This is a genomic window from Pseudomonas sp. FeS53a (genome assembly GCF_000931385.1).
In the GTDB taxonomy this organism is placed as follows: domain Bacteria; phylum Pseudomonadota; class Gammaproteobacteria; order Pseudomonadales; family Pseudomonadaceae; genus Metapseudomonas; species Metapseudomonas otitidis.
Map to the genome: position 1 here is coordinate 19617 of NZ_JYFT01000054.1, position 24814 is coordinate 44430.

25 protein-coding genes are annotated in these 24814 nt (G+C 68.0%); 20 read left to right on the forward strand and 5 right to left on the reverse strand.

All coding sequences use genetic code 11. The features are described 5' to 3' along the window. Positions 1–67: 67 nt before the first annotated feature. The 4 genes from SZ55_RS15645 to SZ55_RS15660 form a co-directional block, all read right to left on the reverse strand. Positions 68–457 carry an MAPEG family protein gene (locus SZ55_RS15645; RefSeq protein WP_044407919.1) on the reverse strand — a complete coding sequence of 130 codons (390 nt, stop codon included), beginning with the start codon at positions 455–457 and terminating at the stop codon, positions 68–70. Further along, the gene (locus SZ55_RS15650; RefSeq protein WP_044407922.1) at positions 454–1182 is read right to left on the reverse strand and encodes a DUF599 domain-containing protein; all 729 of its coding nucleotides are present in this window, start codon (positions 1180–1182) and stop codon (positions 454–456) included. The genes SZ55_RS15645 and SZ55_RS15650 overlap by 4 nt, the downstream gene beginning before the upstream one ends. 135 nt (positions 1183–1317) lie before the next feature. Beyond that, a complete protein-coding gene (locus SZ55_RS15655) occupies positions 1318–3462 on the reverse strand; it encodes a 3-hydroxyacyl-CoA dehydrogenase NAD-binding domain-containing protein (RefSeq protein ID WP_044407925.1) in 2145 nt (714 codons plus the stop codon). 15 nt (positions 3463–3477) lie between these two features. Next, entirely contained in the window at positions 3478–4683 is a 1206-nt protein-coding gene (locus SZ55_RS15660; RefSeq protein WP_044407928.1) for an acetyl-CoA C-acetyltransferase, read from the reverse strand. A 661-nt stretch (positions 4684–5344) separates the two neighbouring features. On the opposite strand from SZ55_RS15660, the gene SZ55_RS15665 reads away from it, so the two are divergent. From SZ55_RS15665 to SZ55_RS15725, 13 genes are all read left to right on the forward strand, one after another. Continuing rightward, positions 5345–5704, forward strand: coding sequence for a rhodanese-like domain-containing protein (locus SZ55_RS15665; protein WP_044407931.1), 360 nt, complete (start codon positions 5345–5347; stop codon positions 5702–5704). Continuing rightward, the gene (locus SZ55_RS15670) at positions 5704–6498 is read left to right on the forward strand and encodes a cytochrome c (protein ID WP_044407934.1); all 795 of its coding nucleotides are present in this window, start codon (positions 5704–5706) and stop codon (positions 6496–6498) included. The genes SZ55_RS15665 and SZ55_RS15670 overlap by 1 nt, the downstream gene beginning before the upstream one ends. 90 nt (positions 6499–6588) lie before the next feature. Beyond that, a complete protein-coding gene (locus SZ55_RS15675) occupies positions 6589–7032 on the forward strand; it encodes a hypothetical protein (protein WP_044407937.1) in 444 nt (147 codons plus the stop codon). A 22-nt stretch (positions 7033–7054) separates the two neighbouring features. Next, positions 7055–9877 (forward strand): DUF4132 domain-containing protein, encoded by a 2823-nt coding sequence (locus tag SZ55_RS15680; protein WP_044407941.1) that lies wholly within the window; start codon positions 7055–7057, stop codon positions 9875–9877. Continuing rightward, the gene (locus SZ55_RS15685) at positions 9874–10140 is read left to right on the forward strand and encodes a hypothetical protein (protein WP_044407944.1); all 267 of its coding nucleotides are present in this window, start codon (positions 9874–9876) and stop codon (positions 10138–10140) included. The genes SZ55_RS15680 and SZ55_RS15685 overlap by 4 nt, the downstream gene beginning before the upstream one ends. Before the next feature lie 254 nt (positions 10141–10394). Then, entirely contained in the window at positions 10395–10994 is a 600-nt protein-coding gene (locus SZ55_RS15690; RefSeq protein ID WP_044407947.1) for an amino acid synthesis family protein, read from the forward strand. Positions 10995–11020: 26 nt separating this feature from the next. Next, complete coding sequence (locus SZ55_RS15695; RefSeq protein WP_044407951.1) at positions 11021–11854, forward strand: alpha/beta fold hydrolase; 834 nt, start codon at positions 11021–11023, stop codon at positions 11852–11854. Then, positions 11851–13332: an aldehyde dehydrogenase gene (locus tag SZ55_RS15700; RefSeq protein ID WP_044407954.1), complete on the forward strand. Its 1482-nt coding sequence runs from the start codon at positions 11851–11853 to the stop codon at positions 13330–13332. Before SZ55_RS15695 ends, SZ55_RS15700 begins: the two co-directional genes overlap by 4 nt. Positions 13333–13342: 10 nt before the next feature. Beyond that, a complete protein-coding gene (locus SZ55_RS15705; protein ID WP_044407957.1) occupies positions 13343–13828 on the forward strand; it encodes a flavin reductase family protein in 486 nt (161 codons plus the stop codon). A 60-nt stretch (positions 13829–13888) separates the two neighbouring features. Beyond that, a complete protein-coding gene (locus SZ55_RS15710; RefSeq protein ID WP_044407960.1) occupies positions 13889–15340 on the forward strand; it encodes an NAD-dependent succinate-semialdehyde dehydrogenase in 1452 nt (483 codons plus the stop codon). A gap of 19 nt (positions 15341–15359) precedes the next feature. After that, the gene (locus SZ55_RS15715; RefSeq protein ID WP_044407962.1) at positions 15360–15764 is read left to right on the forward strand and encodes a carboxymuconolactone decarboxylase family protein; all 405 of its coding nucleotides are present in this window, start codon (positions 15360–15362) and stop codon (positions 15762–15764) included. A 65-nt stretch (positions 15765–15829) separates the two neighbouring features. Continuing rightward, positions 15830–16582: a GntR family transcriptional regulator gene (locus SZ55_RS15720; RefSeq protein ID WP_044407964.1), complete on the forward strand. Its 753-nt coding sequence runs from the start codon at positions 15830–15832 to the stop codon at positions 16580–16582. Positions 16583–16584: 2 nt separating this feature from the next. Further along, positions 16585–17148: an NUDIX hydrolase gene (locus SZ55_RS15725; protein WP_044407968.1), complete on the forward strand. Its 564-nt coding sequence runs from the start codon at positions 16585–16587 to the stop codon at positions 17146–17148. A 54-nt stretch (positions 17149–17202) separates the two neighbouring features. Here the strand turns inward: SZ55_RS15725 and SZ55_RS15730 are convergent, their stop codons facing one another. Continuing rightward, positions 17203–17496: a DUF1330 domain-containing protein gene (locus SZ55_RS15730; RefSeq protein ID WP_044407971.1), complete on the reverse strand. Its 294-nt coding sequence runs from the start codon at positions 17494–17496 to the stop codon at positions 17203–17205. A gap of 69 nt (positions 17497–17565) precedes the next feature. Here SZ55_RS15730 and ribBA point away from each other — a divergent pair, with 69 nt between their 5' ends. From ribBA to SZ55_RS27505, 7 genes are all read left to right on the forward strand, one after another. After that, the gene (gene ribBA, locus SZ55_RS15735) at positions 17566–18675 is read left to right on the forward strand and encodes a bifunctional 3,4-dihydroxy-2-butanone-4-phosphate synthase/GTP cyclohydrolase II (RefSeq protein ID WP_044407974.1); all 1110 of its coding nucleotides are present in this window, start codon (positions 17566–17568) and stop codon (positions 18673–18675) included. 273 nt (positions 18676–18948) lie between these two features. Then, complete coding sequence (locus tag SZ55_RS15740; RefSeq protein ID WP_044407977.1) at positions 18949–19974, forward strand: ABC transporter substrate-binding protein; 1026 nt, start codon at positions 18949–18951, stop codon at positions 19972–19974. Beyond that, a complete protein-coding gene (locus tag SZ55_RS15745) occupies positions 19959–20897 on the forward strand; it encodes an ABC transporter permease (RefSeq protein WP_107330469.1) in 939 nt (312 codons plus the stop codon). Before SZ55_RS15740 ends, SZ55_RS15745 begins: the two co-directional genes overlap by 16 nt. Positions 20898–20903: 6 nt before the next feature. Beyond that, positions 20904–21716, forward strand: a complete 813-nt coding sequence (locus SZ55_RS15750; RefSeq protein WP_044407982.1) for an ABC transporter permease — start codon at positions 20904–20906, stop codon at positions 21714–21716. A 19-nt stretch (positions 21717–21735) separates the two neighbouring features. Continuing rightward, the gene (locus SZ55_RS15755) at positions 21736–22887 is read left to right on the forward strand and encodes an ABC transporter ATP-binding protein (RefSeq protein ID WP_044407985.1); all 1152 of its coding nucleotides are present in this window, start codon (positions 21736–21738) and stop codon (positions 22885–22887) included. A 280-nt stretch (positions 22888–23167) separates the two neighbouring features. After that, positions 23168–24190 carry an ABC transporter substrate-binding protein gene (locus tag SZ55_RS15760; protein WP_082078254.1) on the forward strand — a complete coding sequence of 341 codons (1023 nt, stop codon included), beginning with the start codon at positions 23168–23170 and terminating at the stop codon, positions 24188–24190. A 458-nt stretch (positions 24191–24648) separates the two neighbouring features. Beyond that, on the forward strand, positions 24649–24814 hold a 166-nt coding region (locus SZ55_RS27505; protein ID WP_152644500.1), incomplete at its 3' end, for a helix-turn-helix domain-containing protein.

A 24814-nucleotide genomic window follows, 5' to 3' on the forward strand; every position in this document is an offset into this window, starting at 1 on the left:
GGGCCGGGCGCTGCCAGCAAGGCAGCGCTCGGCAGGAGGGTACCCCGGCCTGGCCGGGGCCATGGGGTCAGAGTGCCGGGCTGAGCATCAGCACCAGGCAGCACAGCAGGCTGACGAACCAGGCCAGGCTGCGAAGCGTCGACAGGTCGCGCAAGTAGCAGAACAGGAACACCAGCCGCGCCGCGATGAAGGTCAGCGCCAGGCCGTCCACCAGCCAGCCACGGGTGTCGGTGGTGTGGGCCATCAGCACCCCGGCGAGGAACAGCGGGAACATCTCGATGCTGTTGAGGTGCGCCGCCAGCGCCCGCGCCCCGAGCCCGGTGAGGCGCGCCTGCTGGATCCGGGGGTTGTGGTTGTCGTAACCACTGCCCTCCTCCTTCATTGCCTTGCCCACGAAAATCCGTGGGATGTAGGTCAGCAGCACAGCAAGAAGCACACACCAGAACGGCAGACTCATTCCTCTTTCTCCTTGGGCGGCTCGGGCGCCCGGGTCGGGGTGTAGACCATCACGTCCAGAACGGCGGAATGGAACTCGCGGCGGTACAGCACCAGCACCACACCCGCCGTCACGATCATGAAGAACCAGGGGTTGATGAACCAGGCCAGCATGGCCAGGCCGAAGTAGTAGCTGCGCAGGCCCAGGTTGAACTGGTTGGCCGCCAGGGAGATGACCCGCGCGGTGCGCTCGGCGAAGTCCTTGCGCTCCTGGTCGCCCACGTTGCGCTCACCGATCAGCGGCGCCGACCCCACCAGCACGGCGGCGAAGTTGTACTGGCGCATGCACCAGCTGAAGGTGAAGAAGGAGTAGACGAACACCACCGCGATGGACAGCAGCTTGACCTCGGAGATGCCCCGGGTGGCCGACTGCACGAACGGCAGGTCGGCGAGGATCGACACCGCGCGCTCGGTGGAACCCAGCACGGTGAGCACGCCGGCGAGGATGATGAGGGTGCTGGAGGCGAAGAACGACGCGTTGCGCTCCAGGTTGGCGATCACGCTGGCATCGGCAATGCGGTTGTCGCGCATCAGCAGCCGGCGCATCCAGTCCTCGCGGTAGAGGTGCATGACCGAGGCGAGGCAGGGGGTGTCGCGGCCCTTCCAGATGGCGTAGCGGGTGTAGCCGACCCAGCAGACGATGAACCAGATGATTGCGATGACGTTGTGCAGGGCGTGGCTCGACATGAAGGCTCCTAGGCAGAATGCCGCGCATTATAACGGCCGGCAGTCGCCCGAGCGCGTGCGGACAGCGCCCTGCAGGTCGCTATCCGCACGTTTTTCAGCAGGGTGCGGGCCTGTGGTGACAGACCCGCGCGTGGCTCAGAAGGTTTCCCCTTTCGCCGCCTTCTCCAGCAGCAGCGCCGGCGGCTCGAAGCGCTCGCCGTACTGCTCGGCCAGGTAGCGGGCACGGGCGACGAAGTCGTCCAGGCCGTACTGGTTGATGAACTGCAGCGCCCCGCCGGTCCAGGCGGCGAAGCCGATGCCGAAGATCGAGCCGATGTTGGCGTCGGCGGTGGACAGCAGCACGCCCTCCTCCACGCAGCGCACGGTCTCGATGGCCTGGATGAACAGGATGCGGTCGCGCACGTCTTCCTGCGGGATCTGCCGGTCGGCCTTCTCGAAGCGCGCCTTCAGCTCCGGCCACAAGTGCTTCTTGCCGCCTGCCGGGTACTCGTAGAAGCCGCCGCCGGCCGCTTTGCCGGGGCGCTTGAACTCGTTGACCATCAGGTCGATCACGGCGAAGGCCGGGTGCTGCGGCATCGCCTTGCCTTCGGCCTTGAGGTCGGCGGCGGTCTGGTTGCGGATGTGGGTCATCAGGCTCATGGAGACCTCGTCGGAGATCGCCAGCGGGCCCACCGGCATGCCGGCCTTGCGGGTCTCGTTCTCGATCATCGCCGCCGACACGCCCTCGCCGAGCATGGCGATGCCTTCGTTGGTGAAGGTGCCGAACACCCGCGAGGTGAAGAAGCCGCGGCTGTCGTTGACCACGATGGGAGTCTTCTTGATCTGCAGCACGTAGTCGAAGCCACGGGCCAGGGTCTCGTCCGAGGTCTTCTCGCCCCGGATGATCTCCACCAGCGGCATCTTGTCGACCGGGCTGAAGAAGTGCAGGCCGATGAACTTCTCCGGCTTGGCCACGGCGGTGGCCAGCCCGGTGATGGGCAGCGTGGAGGTGTTGGAGGCGATCACCGCATCCGGCAGGGCAGCCGCCTCGGCGGCGGCGGTGACCTTGCCCTTCAGCTCGCGGTTCTCGAACACGGCCTCGATGATCAGGTCGCAGCCGTCGAAGTCGGCGTCATCCACGGTCGGCTTGATGCGGGCGAGGAAGGCGTCGCGCTTCTCCGCGCTCATGTGGCCACGGGCGACCTTCTTGTCCAGCAGGCCGGCGGAGTACGCCTTGCCCTTCTCGGCGGCTTCGATGGAGACGTCCTTGAGCACCACCTCGATGCCGGCGGCGGCGGAGACGTAGGCGATGCCCGCACCCATCATGCCGGCGCCGAGCACGCCGACCTTCTTCGTTTCATGGCGGGCCGGGCCCTTGGGCCGGGAGCTGCCGGCGTTGATCTCGTTCAGCTGGAACCAGAAGGTGCCGATCATGTTCTTCGCCACCTGGCCGGTGGTCAGCTCGGTGAAGTAGCGCGCCTCGATCAACTGGGCGGTGTCGAAGTCCACCTGGGTGCCTTCGACGGCGGCGCACATGATCTTCTCCGGCGCCGGGAAGCAGCCCTTGGTCTTGTCGCGCAGCACGCTCGGGGCGATGGCCAGCATCTGCGCCACGGCCGGGGTCGACGGGGTGCCACCGGGGATCTTGTAGCCCTTCACGTCCCAGGGCTGCACGGCCGTGGGGTTGGCGGCGATGAAGGCGCGGGCCTTGGCCAGCAGCTCGTCGCGGTCCTTGGCGATGTCGTGGATCAGGCCGGCCTTGAGGGCCTGGTCCGGGCGCACCTTCTTGCCTTCGGCTAGGTACGGCAGCGCCTTCTCGATGCCCAGCAGGCGCACCATGCGCACCACGCCGCCGCCACCGGGCAGCAGGCCCAGGGTGACTTCCGGCAGGCCGAGCTGGACGTGGCTCTCGTCAAGGGCGATGCGGTGGTGGCAGGCCAGGCAGATTTCCCAGCCGCCGCCCAGGGCCGCGCCGTTGATGGCGGCGACCACGGGCTTGCCGAGGCTCTCCAGGCGGCGCAGCTGGCCCTTGATCTTGAGGATCATCTGGTAGAAGCCGTTGGCGTCGGCCTGGGTGACCTTGATCAGTTCGTTGAGGTCGCCGCCGGCGAAGAAGGTCTTCTTGGCGGAGGTGACGATGACCCCGGCGATGGAATCCTTCTCGGCTTCCAGGCGGTCCACGGTGGCGCCCATGGCCTCGTGGTACACCGCGTTCATGGTGTTGGCGCTCTGGCCGGGCATGTCGATGGTCAGGACGACGATGTTGTCCGGGCCTTTTTCGTAACGGATGGCGTCAGTCATTTTTGTTCTCCGGCCTCAAACCCGTTCAATGATCGTTGCGATACCCATGCCGCCACCCACGCAAAGGGTGGCGAGGCCATAGCGCAGCTGGCGCTTCTCCAGCTCGTCGAGCAGGGTGCCGAGGATGGCGCAGCCGGTGGCGCCCAGGGGGTGGCCCATGGCGATGGAACCGCCGTTGACGTTGACCTTCTCCTCCGGCACGCCCATGTCCTTCATGAACTTCATCACCACCGAGGCGAAGGCTTCGTTGACCTCGAACAGGTCGATGTCCGCCACCGACAGCCCGGCCTTGGCCAGGGCCTTGCGGGTGGCCGGCGCCGGGCCGGTGAGCATGATGGTCGGGTCGGTGCTGGTCACCGCCGTGGCGACGATACGTGCGCGGGGCTTGAGACCCAGTTCCTTGCCCTTGGCTGCAGAGCCGATGAGCATCGCGGCGGCGCCGTCGACGATGCCGGAACTGTTGCCCGGGGTGTGCACGTGGTGGATGCGCTCGACGTGGCTGTACTTGCGCAGCGCGGTGGCGTCGAAGCCCATCTGGCCCATCATCTCGAAGCTCGGCTTGAGCGCGCCGAGGCCTTCGAGGGTGGATTCGCCGCGGATAAACTCGTCGTGATCCAGCAGCACGATGCCGTTCTGGTCGGTGACCGGCACCAGGGATTTGCTGAACGAGCCGTCGGCGCTGGCGCGGGCGGCCTTCTGCTGGGAGCGCAGGGCGAAGGCGTCCACGTCCTGGCGGCTGAAGCCTTCCAGGGTGGCGATCAGGTCGGCACCGATACCCTGGGGCACGAAGTTGGTGTGCAGGTTGGTTTCCGGGTCCATGGCCCAGGCGCCACCGTCAGAGCCCATGGGGATGCGCGACATGGATTCCACGCCACCGGCCACCACCAGGTCCTCGAAGCCGGAACGCACCTTCATCGCGGCGAGGTTCACGGCCTCCAGGCCCGACGCGCAGAAGCGGTTGATCTGCTGGCCCGAAACGGTCTCGTCCCAGTCGGCCACCAGCGCGGCAGTCTTGGCGATGTCGGCGCCCTGGTCGCCCACCGGGGTCACGCAGCCGAGAACGATGTCGTCCACCTGGCTGGTATCCAACTTGTTGCGCGCCTCCAGAGCCCTGAGCAGCCCGGCGATCAGGTTGACCGGCTTGACGCTGTGCAGCGCCCCGTCCTTCTTGCCTTTGCCGCGGGGCGTGCGCACCGCGTCGTAGATAAATGCTTCGGTCATGGCGTTCTCTCTTGTCGTTAGGCAGACGGGCCGACCCGGGGCCGACCACGGTGGGTCTACCTTAACGGCGACGCCCGCCGGCTCAATGACCGAACTGCTCAGCGCCATTGACCACGGCGCTCAGACGAACGGTCGGCTGACCCTGGGGTCAACGCGAGGCTCTGGCCCAAGGCTCGCCCCTGCCGCTATGGCAAAGCCGAGGGTAAAGGCCGGCGGCTTGATCCCAAGCGTTCTAAGCCGCCGGGCGGGCCGCACCTAGTGTTCAACGGGCAAGGGGCCGTTGCCGGGTCATGCCGGAGCGGTCGATCAGCAACGCCACGGGGCGCCAGCACCAGGCCAGGCCGTAAGGGCCCGACGCCGCGCCCCAACAAGAAGAAAGGCAGTTGGCCATGTTCAAACAGCCGAAGATGCGGCAGGCGAGCCTTATCGTCTTTGCCACCACGCTCATCCTGATCCTTCCCAATCTGACTCGCCTGGTCGGTTGACCACCGCCTGCCTGCGCTACGCCTCGCTCAACGCGGCGCAGCGCGGGCAAGGAGCGTCCGCACGCCATCAAAACGACATCCCCCGCAGGGCTGGAACCCGCGTTCCAAAGCGGTCGGACAGCCTTTTTGGAGTGTGCTAGGGTCCAACCGGTCACTGTTTGGAAGGAACTGAACCCATGCGCTATCTGATCACCCCGCTCGCCCTCTCCCTCAGCCTCCACGCGGTCGCCGGCGACGTCGACCAGGCCGCCGCCCTGGAGGCCCTGAAGCAGGAGGGCGCCGTGCTGATCGATGTGCGTACGCCGGAGGAGATCCAGGAAGGCGCGCTCCCCGGTGCCCGCTACATCGGCTTCGAAGACATCGGCGAGCGCATCGCCGAGGTCGCCCCGGACAAATCCACCCCCATCGTCCTGTACTGCCGCAGCGGCCGGCGCTCCGGCATCGCCCAGGACGACCTGCTCGCCCGGGGCTATACCAACGTGCAGAATGCCGGCGGCTACACCCGGCTCAAGCCCCTGTTGGAGAACGCCCCCTGATGCGCCACCTGCTCCTTGCCCTGCTGCTCGCCACCGGCCTGGCCCGCGCCGCCGACCTGACCCTGGAACTGCCCGGCGGTACCCGTACCCTGAGTACCGTCGAGCTGCTCGCCCATCCCCAGGCCCAGGAGGTGCGCATCCCCCAGGACGTCGCCTACAAGCGCGCCATGACCTACCGGGCCGTGCCCCTGGCGGCCCTGCTGCCCGGGGTGGCGCCGGAGCAGCACCTGCAGGCCGTGGCGGCCGACGGCTTCGCCGCCGAACTCAGCGCCGCCCCGCTGCTGGCCCGCGAGGGCGCCCGCGCCTGGCTGGCCGTGGAAGACCCGGCCAAGCCCTGGCCGGGCCTGGCCAAGGACAAGCCCAGCGCCGGCCCCTTCTACCTGGTGTGGACCGCCCCCGAAGCCGGCGGCATCAGCCCCGAGCAATGGCCCTTCCAGGTGGTGAAGATCCGCGCCCTGGCCTCCGTCGCCGAGCGCTTCCCTGCGCTGCTGCCAGCCCAGAACGCCAGCGCCGACATCCAGGCCGGCTTCGCCCTGTTCCAGAAGAACTGCCTGGCCTGCCACCGCCTCAACGGCGCCGGGGACGCCCAGTTCGGCCCCGACCTGAACCTGCCCTACAACCCCACCGAATACTTCGCCGAAGGCTTCCTGCAACGCTACATCCGCGACCCGCAGAGCCTGCGCCGCTGGCCGGAAGCACGCATGCCGGCCTTCCCCGCCCAGGTCATCGATGACGCGCAGCTGGAACAACTGGTCGCCTACCTGCGCCACATGAGCGGCCGCAAGACGCCGTGACCGCCGCCACGAACCCGCGCTGCCGGCCTTTTCCGCCGGCCGCGCCAGCGCTACGCTCGCCCACCTGAATCGCCGGCCTGGAGGGCCAGCATGAGCACCGAGCTGCACGTCGAGAGCCTGGTCCTGCGCGGGGCCCGCAACGAGGCCCTCACCCCCGACCTCAACCTGCACCTGGCGGACTCCCAGCTCACCCTGGGCGAGCTGATCCGCCGGGTGGTGCTGCACCAGGTGGCCGAACGGACGGTCGCCGGCTGGCTGGACCGCCTCCAGGTCAGCCCCCCTGCCGACTACCTCAGCGACGACGAGATCCGCCGCCAGGCCGCGCGAGGCGCCATCAAACCGCACGCCGAGCGCCCCGACGCCCCCAGGATCGACGCCGAAGCCGAAGTGCGGCGCGCCCTGGAGGGCTTTCGCCAGCGCCGCTACCGCATCCTCCTCGACGGCCAGATGCTCAACGACCTCGACCATTCCCTCGACCTGCCCGCCCAGGCCCGGCTCACTTTCCTGCGCCTGGTGCCCCTGGTCGGCGGCTGACCCCAACACGAACGGACTCCTCATGCAGCATTACCAAGCCGACGCCCATCAGCAGGCCCGCATCGCCCTGCTCGACGCCTTCCTCGACCGCACCCTGGATGCCCTGCCCGAGCGCGACGCCCTGCTAGCCGAAGACGGCCACCAGCACCCGTTCTGGGATGAGGTGGACGGCCTGGCCCTGGCCGATGCCTTCCTCGCCGAAGCCGGCCCCGACGGCCCGCAGGCACTGGTGGACGCCCTGGTGTTCCCGCGCAGCTGGGGCCACGACGAAACCGAACACCGCTACACCCGCCAGCGCCTGCTGCAGATCACCAGCCGCGCCGGTGTCGCCGCCTACCCGAGCGCACACAGCTTCCAGGCCCTGGAGCGGCGCGTGCGGCACATGCTGGCCCACGCCTTCGAGGACAGCGACCACGCCCTCCACCCCGGCTACGTGGCCCGTCACTACTGGCACACCCCCGCCAGCGCCTGGACCACCCCCAACCTGGAAGACTGCCTGGAGCTGCTGGCCGAACACCCCGTCGACAGCCCCTGGCTGGACTTTGGCCAGTGGCTGCTCAGCGGCGACTGGGACCGCCGCAGCCCCCTCGAAGACGCCTATCACCCACGGCTGGCCGAGAGCTACCAGGGCAGGGCCGAGGACGCCATCCGGCGCTTCGCCGTGGGCCTGGCCGACGCCGGCCGCCTGGATGCCGCCCAGCACGAGCACGCCGTGCGCACCTGGGCCGACAGCCTGTGCACCCTGCCGCCCCTCGCAGCAGGCAGCAGCCCCGGCGAACAACGGCTGGACGCGCTCAACGCCGCCTTCATCCAGCGCTCGCTAGCCCGGCTGCCGGAAAGCGCCGAGCAGCTGCGCAGCCTGATCGGCGAGCGCGGCACCTCCACCGCCCACTGGTTGCTGGCCGCCATGGGCGAGCTGACACGCCTCGGCCTGGAGCCGGGCACCCTCAACGACCACTACGACAACCCCCAGGGCCGGGCGCTGATCGCCCTGCTCGATGTCGGCCAACTCGACTCGACCGAATCCGCTGCCCTGCCTGGGCAGCTCGCCGGCTTCCCCCGCGCCAGCCTGCTCACCGCCCTGCCCTTCAGCGGTGCAGCCAGCGAAGCGGTGCTGGACGCCCTCGGCTGGAGCGACCTGAAGCCCCTGCAGCGCCTGTACCTCGACCTGGCGCTGGCCGTCGACCACAGTGGGCGCCTGGTGGAAGACCTGCAAAGCAGCGACGACCCGGAGCTGGGCGTGGTGGACCGCGACGCCCTGCAGACCGCCCTGGACCAGGCCGACGCCGGGCACCTGGCCGACTACCTCGCCGCGCTGGAAGGCACCCCCTGGGCCTTCCCCAACACCCGCCTGCTGCTGGACGCCTTCCGTGGCCTGGAGCGCAAGGCCCTGGAGAAGAAGCTGCAACGCCACGCCCAGGCCGCCCTGCGCGCCTACGGCCTGTTGCCCATCAGCGGCGCGGACGAAACCCGCGAGCGCTACCTGGCCCTCAAGCGCTACCACCGCGAAGTCGAGCGCTACGGAGCCGAACGCCAGGCCAACTCCCAGGCCTCCATCCAGGCCGGCCTGGAGAACCTCGCCCGCACCGCCGGCTACGGCGACGCCACCCGCCTGGAATGGGCGATGGAAGCGGAGATCGCCGAACAGACCCCGGACCGCCTGCACCTGGACGGCTACGACCTGTGGCTGGAGTTGCAGGGCCTCAACCCGGTCATGGTCGCCAGCAAGGGCGGCAAGCGCCTGAAGTCGGTGCCCGCCGCCCTGCGCAAGCACGACGGCCACGCGGAGCTGAAGACCCTGCAGGGCCGCATGAAGGACCAGATCCGCCGCTTCCGCCTGACCCTGGAAACCATGATGGCCCGGGGCGAAGCCCTGGAGCCGGCGCAACTGCGCCAACTGCTGCGCATGCCGGCGGCGCGCCTGCTGCTGGACCACCTGGTACTGCGCGATGGCGACGGCCTGCTGGGCTGGCTGGACGGCGACGCCTTCGCCCTGCGCCCGCTGACCGGACCGGCGCGCCCCATCGAAGGCCCGCTGCTGATCGCCCACCCGCTGCACCTGTACGAAGCCGGCGCGCTCTCCGCCTGGCAGCAGGCCCTGGTGGCCCAGCGCCGGGTGCAGCCCTTCAAGCAGGTGTTCCGCGAGCTGTACCTGCTGACCCCGGCCGAACGGGAGAACGGCCTGAAGTCCATGCGCTTCGCCGGCCATGTGCTGCGCAGCGCCGTGGCCGCCCGCCTGCTGCGGGCCCGGGGCTGGACCACCCACGACGGCGAGGAGGTGTTCCGCAACTGGGGCCAGGGCCTGTACGCCTTCGTCGACTTCCCCGATGCGCAGCGCTACCTGCCGCTGACCGAGACCATCACCCTGCAGGCCATCGAATTCGTCCGCGACCGCACGCCCCTGCCCCTGGAAGAGGTCCCGCCGCTGGTGTTCTCCGAAACCCTGCGCGACGCCGACCTGATCGTCTCCGTGGCCTTCACCGGCGAGACCGGCACCCACGCCGGCAGCGCCGAGGTCATCCAGCGCCGCGCCGAGCTGGTGCAGGCCCTGGTGGGCAACCTGGGGCTGGCCAACGTGCGCTGCGAGGGCCACCACGCCCACATCGCCGGCAGCCGCGCGCGCTACCGGCTGCACCTGGGCAGCGGCGTCATCCATATCGAGCCGGGCAACTACCTGTGCATCGTCCCGGCCGGCAAGCCGGCGGATGACCTCTACCTGCCCTTCGCCGACAGCGACGCGCGCACCAGCGAAATCATCAGCAAGCTGTTCCTGCTGCTGGGCGACGGGGCGATCGACGACCCGAGCATCCTCGAACAGATCCGCCGCAGCGAGGCGCCGGCATGAGCGCCACGCTGAACGAGCGGCTGGAGCAGGTGGAGGACGCCGCCAGCTTCCTCGCCTTCGTCCGCGCCCTGCGCGAAGACCGCCTGCGCGCCCTCGCCGCCCCGGAGACCGGCGCCTGGGCCCACGACACCATCGAGGACTTCCTCGACGGCGCCCTGGCCTGGGCCGACGACAGCGACTTCGGTGCCCGCCAGGGCCTGGCAGGCGCCAACCCCTGGCGCTGTGCCGCCACCTTTCTGCTGTGCGGCAGTCTTTACGAATAGCCGCTCTTCCATAGCGGGCTGACGCGTATCCGGCCGCGCCCGGGTACGCGCACCCGTTGTCCCACCTTTTAACCGGCCCCACGGCAGCACGCCACGCCGGTCTCCTCCACCTTCCTGCAACCGTCGCGGCATGTGGCTACACGGCGCCGGCCATCTGCACCCCTTCAGAAAGTCACAGCTGATACTTGCACTGCCGATATTATGGTATACCATCATACGCACAGACACTTCCGCCCACCTGACTGGAGCCGTTCATGAGTTTTGAAATCCGCAAGATCGTCAGCTATGTCGAAGAAACCTTCATCGAAGGCGGCAAGGCCGCCGAGAAACCCGTGACCATGGCCGGGCTGGCTGTCGTGATCAAGAACCCCTGGCTGGGCCGCGGTTTCGTGGAAGACCTCAAGCCCGAGATCAAGGCCAACTGCTCCGACCTCGGCGCCCTGATGGTCGAGCGCCTGGTGGCCCTGGTCGGCGGCGCCGACAAGATCGAGGCCTACGGCAAGGCGGCCGTGGTCGGTGCAGACGGTGAGATCGAGCACGCCTCGGCAGTGATCCACACCCTGCGCTTCGGCAACCACTACCGCCAGGCGGTGGACGCCAAGAGCTACCTGAGCTTCACCAACAAGCGCGGTGGCCCCGGCACCTCCATCCAGATCCCGATGATGCACAAGGACGACGAAGGCCTGCGCTCCCACTACATCACCCTGGAAATGCAGATCGAGGACGCCCCGCGTGCCGACGAGATCATCGTCGTGCTCGGCGCCGCCGATGGTGGCCGCCTGCACCCGCGCATCGGCAACCGCTACATCGATCTGGAAGAGCTGGCTGCCGAGAAAGCCGAGCAGAACCGCTGATCCAACAAGAAGTGCAGGAGCGCTCCATGATTCGGCTCACCGCTGAACGTACCCCCGCCGGCACCAGCTACCTGGCGACCGGACAAGGCCAACCCGTGGTGCTGATCCACGGTGTGGGCCTCAACAAAGAAATGTGGGGCGGCCAGGTCGTCGGCCTGGCCACGCAGTACCGCGTGATCGCCTACGACATGCTGGGTCATGGCGACAGCCCGCGCCCGGAGCCCGGCACCGAGCTGCTCGGTTACGCCGACCAGCTGCGCGAGTTGCTCGATCACCTGGGCCTGACCCAGGTCACGGTGATCGGCTTCTCCATGGGCGGGCTGGTGGCCCGCGCCTTCGCCCTGCACTACCCCCAGTACCTGCAGGGCCTGGTGGTGCTCAACAGCGTGTTCAACCGCACGCCGGAGCAGCGTGCCGGCGTCATCGCCCGCACCGCCCAGGCCGCCCAGCACGGGCCGGACGCCAACGCCGAGGCGGCGCTGTCGCGCTGGTTCAGCCGTGAGTACCAGGCCGCCAACCCGGCGCAGATCGCGGCGATCCGCCAGACCCTGGCGAGCAACGACCCGCAGGGCTACCTGACCACCTACGAACTGTTCGCCACCCAGGACATGTACCGCGCCGACGACCTGGGCAACATCCGCGTGCCGACCCTGATCGCCACCGGCGAACTGGACCCGGGCTCGACGCCGGAGATGGCCGAGCAGCTCGCCCAGCGCATTCCCGGTGCGCGGGCCGCCGTACTGGCCGAACAACGGCATATGATGCCGGTCGAGTCGCCGCGCCTGGTCAACCAGCTGTTGCTGGACTTCCTGGCCACGGCGCAGGCCCGACCCAATCCAATCAAGGGGATCGTTGCATGACACTCGCACGCTTCCAGATGTGCATCGGCGGGGCATGGGTCGACGCCCTGTCCGGCAAGACCTTCCAGAGCCTCAACCCGGCCCTGGCCGAACCCTGGGCCGAGCTGCCCGACGCGGACGAAGCCGACGTCGAGCGCGCCGTCCAGGCCGCCCAGGCTGCCTTCGAAGCGCCGGCCTGGCGCAGCCTCACCGCCACCGCGCGGGGCAAGCTGCTGCGCCGCCTGGGCGACCTGATCGCCGAGAACAAGGAACACCTGGCCCAGCTGGAAAGCCGGGACAACGGCAAGCTGATCCGCGAGACCCGCGGCCAGGTCGGCTACCTGCCGGAGTTCTTCCACTACACCGCCGGCCTGGCGGACAAGCTGGAAGGCGGCACCCTGCCGATCGACAAGTCGGACATGTTCGCCTACACCGTGCACGAGCCGCTGGGCGTGGTGGCCGGGATCATCCCCTGGAACAGCCCGCTGTACCTGACGGCGATCAAGCTGGCCCCGGCCCTGGCTGCCGGCAACACCATCGTGCTCAAGCCGTCCGAGCACGCCTCGGCAACCATCCTCGAACTGGCGCGCCTGGCCCTCGAAGCCGGCTTCCCGGCGGGCGTGGTCAACGTGGTGACCGGCTACGGCCCGAGCACCGGTGCCGCCCTCACCCGCCACCCGCTGGTGCGCAAGATCGCCTTCACCGGCGGCGCCGCCACCGCCCGCCACGTGGTGCGCAGCAGCGCGGAGAACTTCGCCAAGCTGTCCCTGGAGCTGGGTGGCAAGTCGCCGAACATCATCTTCGCCGACGCCGACCTGGACAGTGCCATCAACGGCGCCGTGGCCGGCATCTACGCCGCCTCCGGGCAGAGCTGCGTGTCCGGCTCGCGCCTGCTGGTGCAGGACAGCATCTACGACGAATTCGTCAGCCGCCTGATCGAACGCGCCCAGCGAATCCGCATCGGCAACCCGCAGGACGACGCCAGCGAGATGGGCCCCATGGCCACCGCGCAGCAGCTCGCCGTGGTCGAGGGCCTGGTGGCCGACGCCCTGGCCGAGGGCGCACGCCTGCGCCTGGGCGGCAAGCGCCCGGCGCACCTGGAACAGGGCTGGTTCTACGAGCCGACGCTGTTCGAGTGCGACCGCAACTCGATGAAGATCATGCAGGAGGAGGTGTTCGGCCCGGTGGCCTCGGTGATCCGCTTCAAGGACGAGGCCGAAGCCCTGGCGATCGCCAACGACTCGCAGTTCGGCCTCGCCGCCGGCATCTGGACCCGCGACCTGGGCCGCGCCCATCGCCTGGCCCGTGACATCCGCTCGGGCATCGTCTGGGTCAACACCTACCGCGCGGTGTCCGCCATGGCGCCCATCGGCGGCTTCAAGAACAGCGGCTACGGCCGCGAGAGCGGCATCGAGTCGGTGATCGCCTACACCGAGCAGAAGACGGTGTGGATCAACCTGTCCCAGGCGCCGATGCCTGACCCCTTCGTGATGCGCTGAGAGGCACGCCATGATCGAACCCGGTATCTACAAAGACGTGATGAGCCGCTTCCCGTCGGGCGTGACCGTGGTCACCACCCTCGACACGGACGGCCAGATCGTCGGCATCACCGCCAGCGCCTTCAGCGCCCTGTCGATCGACCCGGCCCTGGTGCTGTTCTGCCCCAACTACGCCTCCGACACCTACCCGGTGCTGCGGGACAGCAAGCGCTTCGCCATCCACCTGCTGGCCGCCGAGCAGACCGCCGAGGCCTATGCCTTCGCCGGCAAGGGCAAGGACAAGGCCAAGGGCATCGACTGGCACCTGAGCGAGCTGGGCAACCCGCTGCTGGCCAAGGCCACGGCGATCATCGAGTGCGAGCTGTGGCGCGAGTACGACGGTGGCGACCACGCCATCATCGTCGGCGCGGTGAAGAACCTGATCCTGCCCGAGGAGCCGGTCATCCCGATGCTCTATCACAAGGGCAAGCTGGGTGCGGTGCCGCCCCTCGCCTGATCCCCTTTATGGGGCCGTGATCTGTCACCCCACGGCCTCTTTTTTCTTTCTGGAGTGGGCATGAACCCGACCGCTTCCCCCCTCTTCCGCCAGCAGGCCTACATCGACGGCCAGTGGCTGGACGCCGCCGACGGCGCGCGGCAGGACATCTTCAACCCCGCCACCGGTGCCTGCATCGGCCAGGTGCCGAACCTCGGCGCCGCAGAGGCCCAGCAAGCCATCGAGGCCGCCGAACGCGCCTGGCCGGCCTGGCGCGCGCTGACCGCCAAGGAGCGCAGCGCACGCCTGAAGCGCTGGCATGCGCTGATGATCGAGCACACCGAGACCCTGGCGCAGATCCTCACCCTGGAACAGGGCAAGCCCCTGGCCGAGGCGCGCGGCGAGATCGTCTACGCCGCCAGCTTCATCGAATGGTTCGCCGAGGAGGCCAAGCGCATCTACGGCGACACCATCCCCAGCCACAAGGGTGATGCACGCATCGTGGTGACCAAGGAGCCCATCGGCGTGGTCGCCGCCATCACCCCGTGGAACTTCCCTGCCGCGATGATCACCCGCAAGGCCGGCCCGGCCCTGGCCGCCGGCTGCCCGTGCATCGTCAAGCCGGCACCGGAGACGCCCTTCTCCGCCCTGGCCCTGGCGGCCCTGGCCGAGCAGGCGGGCATCCCGGCCGGGGTGTTCAACGTCATCACCGGCGACGCCGTGGCCATCGGCGGCGAGCTGACCGCCAGCCCGGCCGTGCGCAAGCTCTCCTTCACCGGCTCCACCGCCATCGGCAAGCTGCTGATGGCCCAGTGCGCGCCGACCTTGAAGAAGGTGTCCCTGGAGCTGGGTGGCAATGCGCCCTTCATCGTCTTCGACGACGCCGACCTGGAGCGCGCCGTGGAAGGCGCCCTGGTGGCCAAGTTCCGCAACGCCGGGCAGACCTGCGTGTGCGTCAACCGCTTCCTGGTGCAGGACGGCATCCACGATGCCTTCGTCGCCCGCCTGGCCGAGCGCGTTGCTCAACTGAAGGTCGGCAGCGGCTTCGACGAGGGCGTCACCCAGGGCCCGCTGATCAACGAGCGCGCCGTGGCCAAGGTGGAAGACCACGTGCGCGACGCCCTCGCCCAGAGCGCCCGCCTGCTCTGCGGCGGCGAGCGCCACCCGCTGGGCCACGGCTTCTACCCGCCCACGGTGCTGGCCGAGGTCAACACCGGCATGAAGGTGGCCCGCGAGGAAACCTTCGGCCCGCTGGCGGCGGTGTTCCGCTTCCAGGACGAAGCCGAGGCCGTGCGCCTGGCCAATGACACCGAGTTCGGCCTCGCGGCCTACTGCTACACCCGCGACCTGGGCCGCGCCTGGCGCATGAGCGAGGCGCTGGAGTACGGGATGGTCGGCATCAACGAAGGGCTGATCTCCACCGAAGTCGCGCCGTTCGGCGGCATCAAGGCCTCGGGCCTGGGCCGCGAAGGCTCGCACTACGGCATCGAGGACTACCTGGAAATCAAATACACCCTCATGGGCGGCCTGTGAGCCGCCGGGAGCTGGACGCATGAGCAACGAGAAATACGAGAAGGGCCTGGAGATCCGCACCCGCGTGCTGGGCGAGGCCTACGTGAAGCGCTCCATCGAGAACGCCGACGACTTCACACGCCCGCTGCAGGAGATGGTCACCGAGTACTGCTGGGGCCATGTCTGGGGCCGTGAGGGTTTGTCGCCCCAGGAACGCAGCATGATAAACTTGGCCATGATTTCGGCCCTGAACCGGCCGCACGAGCTCAAGCTGCACGTGCGGGGCGCCTTGCGCAACGGTCTGAGTCGTGAACAAATACGCGAAATCCTGCTTCAGGTCGGTATCTATTGCGGCGTTCCCGCAGCCGTGGACAGTTTCCGGCTCGCCCGGGAAGCCTTCGCCGAAGCCGACGCCGAAGCCTCCAGTCAAACCCCGGCTGTTTAGATGACGAGCACGATCACTGCGCATCGTGCTCGTTTCGCATGGACAGCCCATAAAGAGCGGACCCCATGAAACGCCTGCCACTCGACGACAGCTTCAAGGTCAATCGCAACCCCGTCACGCTCCGTGAAATCGTGCTGGACAAGCTGCGAAGCGCCATCATGAACTTCCAGCTCCTGCCCGGTGACCGCCTCGTGGAACGCGACCTCTGCGACCGCCTGGGCGTAAGCCGTACCTCGGTCCGCGAGGCCCTGCGCCACCTGGAATCCGAAGGGCTGGTGGAATTCGCCGATGCCAAGGGCCCGCGCGTGGCCATCATCACCCTGGAAGACGCCGTCGATATCTACGAGCTGCGCTGCGTGCTCGAAGGCCTGATCGTCCAGCTGTTCACCCTGCGGGCCAAGGCCAAGGACATCAAGGCGCTGGAAAAGGCCCTGGAAGAGAACCGCAAGGCCCTCAAGGACGGCGAGCTGCAACAGGTGCTCGACTCCGTCCAGGGCTTCTACGACGTGCTGCTGGAAGGCTCCGGCAACCACATCGCCGCCACCCAGCTGCGCCAGCTGCAGGCCCGCATCAGCTACCTGCGCGCCACCTCGGTGTCCCAGGAGAACCGCCGCGGCGCCAGCAACCAGGAGATGGAGCGCATCGTCGAGGCCATCAAGAGCGGCGACCCGCTGGCCGCCCACCAGGCCTCGGTGGACCACGTCCGCGCGGCCGCGAAGGTGGCGCTGGAGTACCTCAAGCGCAAGCAGGACGAGAGCGGCGACCTGCCCGAGATCACTGCCCCCATCGCCCTCAAAGAGCCGCGCATAGGCCGCTGAACATGAGTCGCCCGAACTTCTGCGCCCAGTGCGGCAGCCAGGACCTCGGCCTCCAGCGGCCGGCGGGCGACACCCATGAACGCCTGATGTGCCGCGCCTGCGGCTACATCCACTACGTCAACCCGAAGATCATCGCCGGCTGCATCATCGAGCGGGACGGCAAGTACCTGCTCTGCCAGCGCGCCATCCCGCCGCGTCCGGGCACCTGGACGCTGCCGGCGGGCTTCATGGAAGGCAACGAGACCACCGAGCAGGCGGCCCTGCGCGAGGTGTGGGAAGAGAGCGGCGTGCGTGCCGAGATCCTTTCGCCCTACTCCATCTTCAGCGTGCCGCGCATCAGCGAGGTCTACATCATCTTCCGCGCCATCGTCCTGGAAGACACCGGCCAGTACGGCCCGGAAACCCAGGACTGCCGCTTCTTCGCCCCCGACGAGATTCCCTGGGACGCCATCTACTACCCCGCCATCCGGCAGATCCTCGAACGCTATATCGAGGAACGCCAGGCGGGGGTCTACGGCATCTACATGGGCAACGACGACAGCGGCAAGGTGCATTTCATCCGCTAGCCGTCGTCACGGCGTCGCCCCTCAGGGGCGCGTGCTGAACGCAAGCCGCCCGGCTCAGGGCGCCATGCCCTCGACGATGATCACCTCGGCCCGTGCCACGCCTTCGCGGTGGCGGCGGGCCTCCTGGTATTCCAGCGAGTGGTAGCAGGCCAATGCCTGCTCGTAGGAGTCGAACTCGATCACCACGCTGCGCTGCGGGGTGTCACGCCCTTCCAGCGCCTCGCTGCGCCCGCCCCGTGCCAGGAAGCGCGCCCCGTAGCGGGCGAACGCCGCCGGCGCGCGCTGGGTGTACTGGCTGTATTGATCGGCGTCCTCTACGTCTACATGAGCAATCCAGTAAGCCTTCATGGTGACCTCTCGCGTTAATTCGTATTATGGTATACCACATTACGTCTTACACCCCACAGAGAGAAGCCCATGGCCTTCCACCCCATCGAAGAACTCATCGCCGATTACCGCCAGGGCAAGATGGTGCTGCTGGTGGATGACGAGGACCGCGAGAACGAAGGCGACCTGCTGCTGGCCGCCGAGCGCTGCACCCCCGAGGCCATCAACTTCATGGCCCGGGAAGCCCGCGGCCTGATCTGCCTGACCCTGACCGACGAGCACTGCCAGCGCCTCGGCCTGGAGCAGATGGTGCCGAGCAACGGCAGCGCCTTCAGCACCGCCTTCACCGTATCCATCGAAGCCGCCAGCGGCGTCACCACCGGCATCTCCGCCGCCGACCGCGCCCGCACCGTGGCCGCTGCCGTGGCGGCGGACGCCGTGCCGGAAGACCTGGTGCAGCCCGGCCACATCTTCCCCCTGCGCGCCCGCGAAGGCGGCGTGCTGACCCGTGCCGGCCACACCGAGGCCGGCTGCGACCTGGCGCGTCTGGCCGGCTTCAGCCCCGCCTCGGTGATAGTCGAAGTGATGAACGACGACGGCAGCATGGCCCGTCGCCCGGACCTGGAGCGCTTCGCCGAGAAGCACGGCATCAAGATCGGCACCATCGCCGACCTCATCCACTACCGCCTCAGCCACGAGCACACCGTGGTGCGCATCGGCGAGCGCGAGCTGCCCACCGTGCACGGCACCTTCCGCCTGTTCACCTACGAGGACCGCATCGAAGGCGGCGTGCACATGGCCATGGTGATGGGCGAGATCGACCGCAACCACCCCACCCTGGCCCGCGTCCACGTCATCGACCCGCTGCGCGACCTGGTCGGCGCCGAGTACCACGGCCCGGCCAACTGGACCCTCTGGGCCGCCCTGCAGCGCGTCGCCGAGGAAGGCCACGGCGTGGTGGTGGTGCTGGCCAACCACGAGTCCTCCCAGGCGCTGCTGGAGCGCGTGCCGCAGCTCACCCTGCCACCGCGCCAGTACACCCGCTCGCAATCACGCATCTATTCCGAGGTGGGCACCGGCGCCCAGATCCTCCAGGACCTGGGCGTGGGCAAGCTGCGCCACCTCGGCCCACCGTTGAAATACGCCGGCCTGACCGGCTACGACCTGGAGGTGGTGGAAAGCATTCCCTTCACCGGCTGAAGGCGGCAGCGGGCCGCGCATCCCGTGGCCCGCCAGCCCCCTCGGGAATCGCGCTGCAGCAGGACGACCGGCACGGCAAAGTGCTTGCACAAAGTTTGGAATACCATAATATGATATTCCGTAGACCGAACAGTTTCAGCCAGGCGAACCCGTCACGGACAGCGTGAAAACAGGCCCCTGGCACGGTCGCCACACAGGCTCCGATGGACCCCACTGCTCCCGAAAAGCGGGCGTAGCAGCCCGCTCACAAACACAACAAATGAGGGCGTCACAATGGTGTTGAAAAAAGGTGTATCTGCCGCACTGATCGCCGGCCTGCTGGGAACCGCCAGCACCCTGGCCATGGCGGCCGAGAGCGTGAACTTCGTCAGCTGGGGCGGTACCACCCAGGATGCGCAGAAGCAGGCCTGGGCCGACCCGTTCAGCAAGGCCAGCGGCATCACCGTCGTGCAGGACGGCCCCACCGACTACGGCAAGCTGAAAGCCATGGTCGAGAGCGGCAACGTCCAGTGGGACGTGGTCGACGTGGAAGCCGACTTCGCCCTGCGTGCTGCCGCCGAAGGCCTGCTGGAGCCCCTGGACTTCACCCAGATCCAGCGCGACAAGATCGACCCCCGCTTCGTCTCCGACCACGGCGTCGGCTCCTTCTTCTTCTCCTTCGTGCTCGGCTACAACGAGGGCAAGCTCGGCGCCAACAAGCCGGTGGACTGGAGCGCCCTGTTCGACACCAAGACCTACCCCGGCAAGCGTGCCCTCTACAAATGGCCGAGCCCCGGCGTGCTCGAACTGGCCCTGCTGGCCGACGGCGTGCCCGCCGACAAGCTCTACCCGCTGGACCTGGACCGCGCTTTCAAGAAGCTCGACACCATCAAGAAGGACATCGTCTGGTGGGGCGGCGGCGCCCAGTCCCAGCAACTGCTGGCCTCCGGTGAAGCCACCCTCGGCCAGTTCTGGAACGGCCGCATCTACGCCCTCCAGGAAGACGGCGCCCCGGTGGGCGTGAGCTGGAAGCAGAACCTGGTCATGGCCGATTTCCTGGTCATCCCCAAGGGCGCCAAGAACAAGGACGCGGCCATGAAGTTCCTGGCCAACGCCAGCAGCGCCAAAGGCCAGGCCGACTTCTCCAACCTCACCGCCTACGCCCCGGTCAACGTCGACAGCGTCCAGCGCCTCGACTCCGTACTGGCCCCCAACCTGCCGACCGCCTACGCCAGCGACCAGGTCACCCTGGACTTCGCCTACTGGGCCAAGAACGGTCCGGCCATCGCCACACGGTGGAACGAATGGCTGGTCAAATGAAAATGACGGCGAGCATGCCCCGTCAGCCCGCCACCGGTAGCGCAGCCCGCGCTACCGGTGGCGCGGCCGCCCACCAAGGCCCGAGCCTCGCACAACGCTGGAAGGGCTTCGGCAACCTCGGCCCGGCCCTGGTGTTCCTCGGCCTGTTCTTCCTCGCCCCGCTGATCGGCCTGCTGCTGCGCGGCGTGCTGGAGCCGGAGCCCGGCCTCGGCAACTACGCCCAGCTGTTCGCCAACTCGGCCTACTCCCGGGTGCTGATCAACACCTTCTCGGTGGCGGGCCTGGTGACCCTGTTCAGCCTGCTGCTGGGCTTCCCCCTGGCCTGGGCCATCACCCTGGTGCCACGCGGCTGGGGCCGCTGGATGCTGAACATCGTGCTGCTGTCGATGTGGACCAGCCTGCTGGCCCGCACCTACTCCTGGCTGGTGCTGCTGCAAGCCTCCGGGGTGATCAACAAGGTGCTGATGGCACTGGGCGTGATCGACCAGCCGCTGGAGATGGTGCACAACCTGACCGGCGTGGTGATCGGCATGACCTACATCATGATCCCGTTCATCGTCCTGCCCCTGCAGGCCACCATGCAGGCCATCGACCCGATGATCCTGCAGGCCGGCTCGGTCTGTGGCGCCAGCCCCTGGACCAACTTCTTCCGGGTGTTCCTGCCGCTGTGCCGTCCCGGCCTGTTCTCCGGCGGCCTGATGGTCTTCGTCATGTCCCTGGGCTACTACGTCACCCCGGCCCTGCTCGGCGGTGCGCAGAACATGATGCTCCCGGAATTCATCATCCAGCAGGTGCAGTCGTTCCTGAACTGGGGCCTGGCCAGTGCCGCCGCCGCGTTGCTGGTGCTGATCACCCTGGTGCTGTTCTACGTCTACCTGAAGCTCCAGCCGGAATCCCCGGTGGGTGCCAGCAACGCGAGGTAAGTCGACATGCTCCTGACCCCCTCCGCCATGAGCCTGCGCATGCGCCTGGGCCTCTACGGCGTCACCGGCGTGATCGCCCTGTTCCTGCTGCTGCCGATCCTGTTCATCGTCCTGCTGTCGTTCGGCTCGTCCCAGTGGCTGGTGTTCCCGCCGCCGGGCTGGACGCTGAAGTGGTACGGCCAGTTCTTCTCCAACCCCGACTGGATGAACGCCGCCCTGGCCAGCCTCAAGGTCGCCGTGCTGACCACCGTCTGCGCCGTCGCCCTCGGCCTGCCGACCGCCTTCGCCCTGGTGCGCGGGCGCTTCCCCGGCCGCGAGATGCTCTACGGGCTGTTCACCCTGCCGATGATCGTGCCGCTGGTGATCATCGCCGTGGCCGTCTACGCGCTGTTCCTCAAGCTCGGCTTCACCGGCACCCTGTTCGCCTTCGTGGTGAGCCACGTGATCGTCGCCCTGCCCTTCACCATCATCTCCATCATCAACTCGCTGAAACTGTTCGATCAGTCCATCGAGGATGCGGCGGTGATCTGCGGCGCCTCGCGCCTGCAGGCGGTGTTCAGGGTCACCTTCCCGGCGATCCGCCCCGGCATGGTCGCCGGCGCCCTGTTCGCCTTCCTGGTGTCCTGGGACGAGGTGGTGCTGAGCGTGATGATGGCCAGCCCGACCCTGCAGACCCTGCCCGTCAAGATGTGGACCACCCTCCGCCAGGACCTGACGCCCGTGATCGCCGTCGCATCGACGCTGCTGATCGGCCTCTCCGTACTGGTCATGGTGATCGCCGCCGTACTGCGTCGGCGCAACGAGATTCGCGCCGCCTGAGGCGCCCAGGAGTACCCCCATGAGTGCAGTCAAAGATCCCGCTCACCAGGCCGACAAGACCCTGGTCAGCCTGCGCAACCTGAACAAGCACTACGGCGACTTCACCGCCGTGGACAACATCAACCTGGACATCAAGGACGGCGAGTTCCTCACCTTCCTCGGCTCCAGCGGCTCCGGCAAGAGCACCACTCTGTCCATGCTCGCCGGCTTCGAGACCCCGAGCAGCGGAGAAATCCTCGTCGACGGCCAGTCCCTGGTGAACGTGCCGCCGCACAAGCGCGACATCGGCATGGTGTTCCAGCGCTACTCGCTGTTCCCGCACCTCTCGGTGCGCGACAACATCGGCTTCCCCCTGGACATCCGCAAGATGCCCCGCGCCGAGCGTGAACGCCGCGTCGACGCCATGCTCAAGCTGGTGCAGCTGGACACCTTCGCCCACCGCCGCCCCGCCCAGCTCTCCGGCGGCCAGCAGCAGCGTGTCGCCATCGCCCGTGCACTGGTCTATGAGCCGCGCATCCTGCTGATGGACGAACCCCTCGGCGCCCTCGACAAGAAGCTGCGTGAAGACCTGCAGGACGAGCTGCGCCAGCTGCATCGCCGCCTCGGCATCACCATCGTCTACGTCACCCACGACCAGGAAGAAGCCATGCGCCTGTCCCAGCGCATCGCCATCTTCAGCCACGGCCGCATCGTCGGGCTGGGCAGCGGCTACGACCTCTACCAGAACCCGCCGAATGCCTTCGTCGCCTCCTTCCTCGGCAACTCCAACTTCCTGCGGCTCAAGGCCCGGGGCAACGCCGTGGCCAGCTTCGAGAACCAACCGCTGGCCATCCGCCTCACCGCCAACCTCACCCAGGACCAGGACGTGCTGCTGATGGTGCGCCCGGAGAAGGCCCAGGCCCTGAGCCTCCAGCAGGCCGAGCAGGAGCCCCTGGCCGCCGGATGGAACCAGATCCGCGCCCGCGTCAGCGAAGTGCTGTTCCTCGGCGAAAGCCAGACCTGCAGCGTGGTCACCGACGGCGGCACCGCGCTCACCGTCAAGGCGCTCTCCGCCGCCGGCATGCCGCTCAAGCCCGGCGATGCCGTGTGCGTGCGCTGGGCCACCGCCGATGCCTGCGTCTACACCGAGTGGAACGAAAGCGACCTGAACAAGGCCGCTGGCAGTCACTGAACACACCAGGGCGGCATGGCCGCCCCGGTCCGTTCCAGGCCCATCGTGGCCGCCAGGAACGGCGCGAAAAGTGCGCTCGGCGTCACCAATCGCGAACTGCTTCAATTGTCGGACAAAGAGGCTCCCGCGCCCCTTCTAGAGCCCTTCGCGGAGTGCGATAGTGGCGCCGGCCATCATGATCTCCCGGACGAGATCCAGCCCCGGGTTCATCCTGGCCAGCCTTGCCTCCGCGCCCCTGGCGCCGCGAGTCGACCATGGAAACCCATCCTGGGACAGGATCATGAACAAGAAAAACACCACACTGGCGCTCTCCCTCCTCCTGGCCGCCCTCCCCGGCCTCACCCCGCACAGCGCCGAACAGACGCTCACCTTCACCAGCTGGGGTGGCACCACCCAGGCCGCCCAGGAAGCCGCCTGGGCCAAGCCCTTCGAGCAGGAAACCGGCATCCGCGTGAACCAGGCCGGCCCCACCGACTACGACAAGCTGCGGCAGATGATCAAGGCCGGCGACGTCACCTGGGACGTGATCGACGTCGAGGCCGACCAGGCCCTGCGCCTGGGCCGCGAAGGCCTGCTGGAACCCCTGGACCTCAAGCAGATCGCCCAGCGCAACATCGACCCGCGCTTCGTCACCATCTACGGCGTGGGCTCGTTCTACTTCTCCTTCATCCTCGGCTACAACACCGAACGCCACGCCAAGGCCCCGCAGGGCTGGGCCAGCCTCTTCGACACCCAGGCCTACCCCGGCAAGCGCGCCCTCTACAAATGGCCGAGCCCCGGCGTGCTGGAAATGGCCCTGCTGGCCGACGGCGTGCCCGCCGACAAGCTCTACCCGCTGGACCTGGACCGCGCCTTCAAGAAGCTCGACACCATCAAGCAGGACATCGTCTGGTGGGGTAACGGCGACGAATCGCAGAAGCTGCTCAGCTCCGGCCAAGCCAGCCTCGGCATGTTCTGGAACGGCCGCGTCACCGCCCTCAAGCGCTCCGGCTCACCGGTGGCCATCGGCTGGGAGCAGAACCTGGTGACCGGGGACTTCCTCGTCATCCCCCGTGGCGCCAAGCACCTCGACGCCGCCAAGCGCTTCCTCGGCTTCGCCACCGGTATCAAGCCGCAGGCCGACTTCGCCGTCGCCACCGGCTACACCCCGGTGAACCTGCAGAGCCTCCCGCAGATCCCCGCCGACCTCGCCGCCGACCTGCCCAGCGCCCACCGCGACGGCCAGATCACCCTCAACTTCAAATACTGGCGCGACCACGGCGAAACCATCGCCCAGCGCTGGAACGCCTGGCAGGCCCACTGACCCCCTCCCCGTAGCCCGCCGTCAGGGCGGGCTGCGAGCGCCGCACTTCCGCTAGCTGCAACCCTGGCTTCTGATACAGCCCTCCCACAAGGTGAAGGTGCCTGGCTACCGCAATTCCTCCTCCCTGCGATTAGCACGTCATGAGCGCACGCTGCGCTGCTGCCTGACTCCGAATGGTGGGGCGGAGCCAGTGCCCCTTCAGGAGGCCGAGCGGAATCGTCATGTAGGGGGCTGAGCGACATGGATGTCGCGAGAGCGCTGCCGGGCCAGGGATGGCCCGTCAGCGCGGGCCCCTGGAATGACGATGGAGGGAGGGGACCCGACGCAGTCGGGCCGGATGCAGGGGCGAGTTTTTTGGTTCCTTTTCAACGACTGTGTACAGACCGGAGACATAGCTGACAGGTGTGCGGAGACATGGTTGACACTTTCCGGCAAGCCAGCCTTGCCGGGTAACGACCATGCCTTGGAACACGAGAGACGCTATGAGCCTAAAAGCAGAGTTCATTGCCCTGGCACTTCTTCCCGACAGCAACCGAAGGGAGCTGTGCCGCCGTTTCAACATCAGCCCGCAAACAGCCTACAAATGGCTAAAGCGATATGTCGCGGAAGGTGCTGCGGGTTTAC

What these genes read in the sequence shown, in the direction of transcription:
- SZ55_RS15705 (WP_044407957.1), top strand. Translation starts at nt 13,343, where the DNA reads ATGATCGAACCCGGTATCTACAAAGACGTGATGAGCCGCTTCCCGTCG.
- SZ55_RS15675 (WP_044407937.1), top strand. Translation starts at nt 6,589, where the DNA reads ATGAGCACCGAGCTGCACGTCGAGAGCCTGGTCCTGCGCGGGGCCCGC.
- SZ55_RS15665 (WP_044407931.1), top strand. Translation starts at nt 5,345, where the DNA reads ATGCGCTATCTGATCACCCCGCTCGCCCTCTCCCTCAGCCTCCACGCG.
- SZ55_RS15715 (WP_044407962.1), top strand. Translation starts at nt 15,360, where the DNA reads ATGAGCAACGAGAAATACGAGAAGGGCCTGGAGATCCGCACCCGCGTG.
- SZ55_RS15655 (WP_044407925.1), bottom strand. Translation starts at nt 3,462, where the DNA reads ATGACTGACGCCATCCGTTACGAAAAAGGCCCGGACAACATCGTCGTC.
- ribBA (WP_044407974.1), top strand. Translation starts at nt 17,566, where the DNA reads ATGGCCTTCCACCCCATCGAAGAACTCATCGCCGATTACCGCCAGGGC.
- SZ55_RS15660 (WP_044407928.1), bottom strand. Translation starts at nt 4,683, where the DNA reads ATGACCGAAGCATTTATCTACGACGCGGTGCGCACGCCCCGCGGCAAA.
- SZ55_RS15720 (WP_044407964.1), top strand. Translation starts at nt 15,830, where the DNA reads ATGAAACGCCTGCCACTCGACGACAGCTTCAAGGTCAATCGCAACCCC.
- SZ55_RS15670 (WP_044407934.1), top strand. Translation starts at nt 5,704, where the DNA reads ATGCGCCACCTGCTCCTTGCCCTGCTGCTCGCCACCGGCCTGGCCCGC.
- SZ55_RS15680 (WP_044407941.1), top strand. Translation starts at nt 7,055, where the DNA reads ATGCAGCATTACCAAGCCGACGCCCATCAGCAGGCCCGCATCGCCCTG.
- SZ55_RS15750 (WP_044407982.1), top strand. Translation starts at nt 20,904, where the DNA reads ATGCTCCTGACCCCCTCCGCCATGAGCCTGCGCATGCGCCTGGGCCTC.
- SZ55_RS15740 (WP_044407977.1), top strand. Translation starts at nt 18,949, where the DNA reads ATGGTGTTGAAAAAAGGTGTATCTGCCGCACTGATCGCCGGCCTGCTG.
- SZ55_RS15725 (WP_044407968.1), top strand. Translation starts at nt 16,585, where the DNA reads ATGAGTCGCCCGAACTTCTGCGCCCAGTGCGGCAGCCAGGACCTCGGC.
- SZ55_RS15755 (WP_044407985.1), top strand. Translation starts at nt 21,736, where the DNA reads ATGAGTGCAGTCAAAGATCCCGCTCACCAGGCCGACAAGACCCTGGTC.
- SZ55_RS15730 (WP_044407971.1), bottom strand. Translation starts at nt 17,496, where the DNA reads ATGAAGGCTTACTGGATTGCTCATGTAGACGTAGAGGACGCCGATCAA.
- SZ55_RS15645 (WP_044407919.1), bottom strand. Translation starts at nt 457, where the DNA reads ATGAGTCTGCCGTTCTGGTGTGTGCTTCTTGCTGTGCTGCTGACCTAC.
- SZ55_RS15710 (WP_044407960.1), top strand. Translation starts at nt 13,889, where the DNA reads ATGAACCCGACCGCTTCCCCCCTCTTCCGCCAGCAGGCCTACATCGAC.
- SZ55_RS15760 (WP_082078254.1), top strand. Translation starts at nt 23,168, where the DNA reads ATGAACAAGAAAAACACCACACTGGCGCTCTCCCTCCTCCTGGCCGCC.
- SZ55_RS15685 (WP_044407944.1), top strand. Translation starts at nt 9,874, where the DNA reads ATGAGCGCCACGCTGAACGAGCGGCTGGAGCAGGTGGAGGACGCCGCC.
- SZ55_RS15690 (WP_044407947.1), top strand. Translation starts at nt 10,395, where the DNA reads ATGAGTTTTGAAATCCGCAAGATCGTCAGCTATGTCGAAGAAACCTTC.
- SZ55_RS15700 (WP_044407954.1), top strand. Translation starts at nt 11,851, where the DNA reads ATGACACTCGCACGCTTCCAGATGTGCATCGGCGGGGCATGGGTCGAC.
- SZ55_RS15745 (WP_107330469.1), top strand. Translation starts at nt 19,959, where the DNA reads ATGGCTGGTCAAATGAAAATGACGGCGAGCATGCCCCGTCAGCCCGCC.
- SZ55_RS15695 (WP_044407951.1), top strand. Translation starts at nt 11,021, where the DNA reads ATGATTCGGCTCACCGCTGAACGTACCCCCGCCGGCACCAGCTACCTG.
- SZ55_RS15650 (WP_044407922.1), bottom strand. Translation starts at nt 1,182, where the DNA reads ATGTCGAGCCACGCCCTGCACAACGTCATCGCAATCATCTGGTTCATC.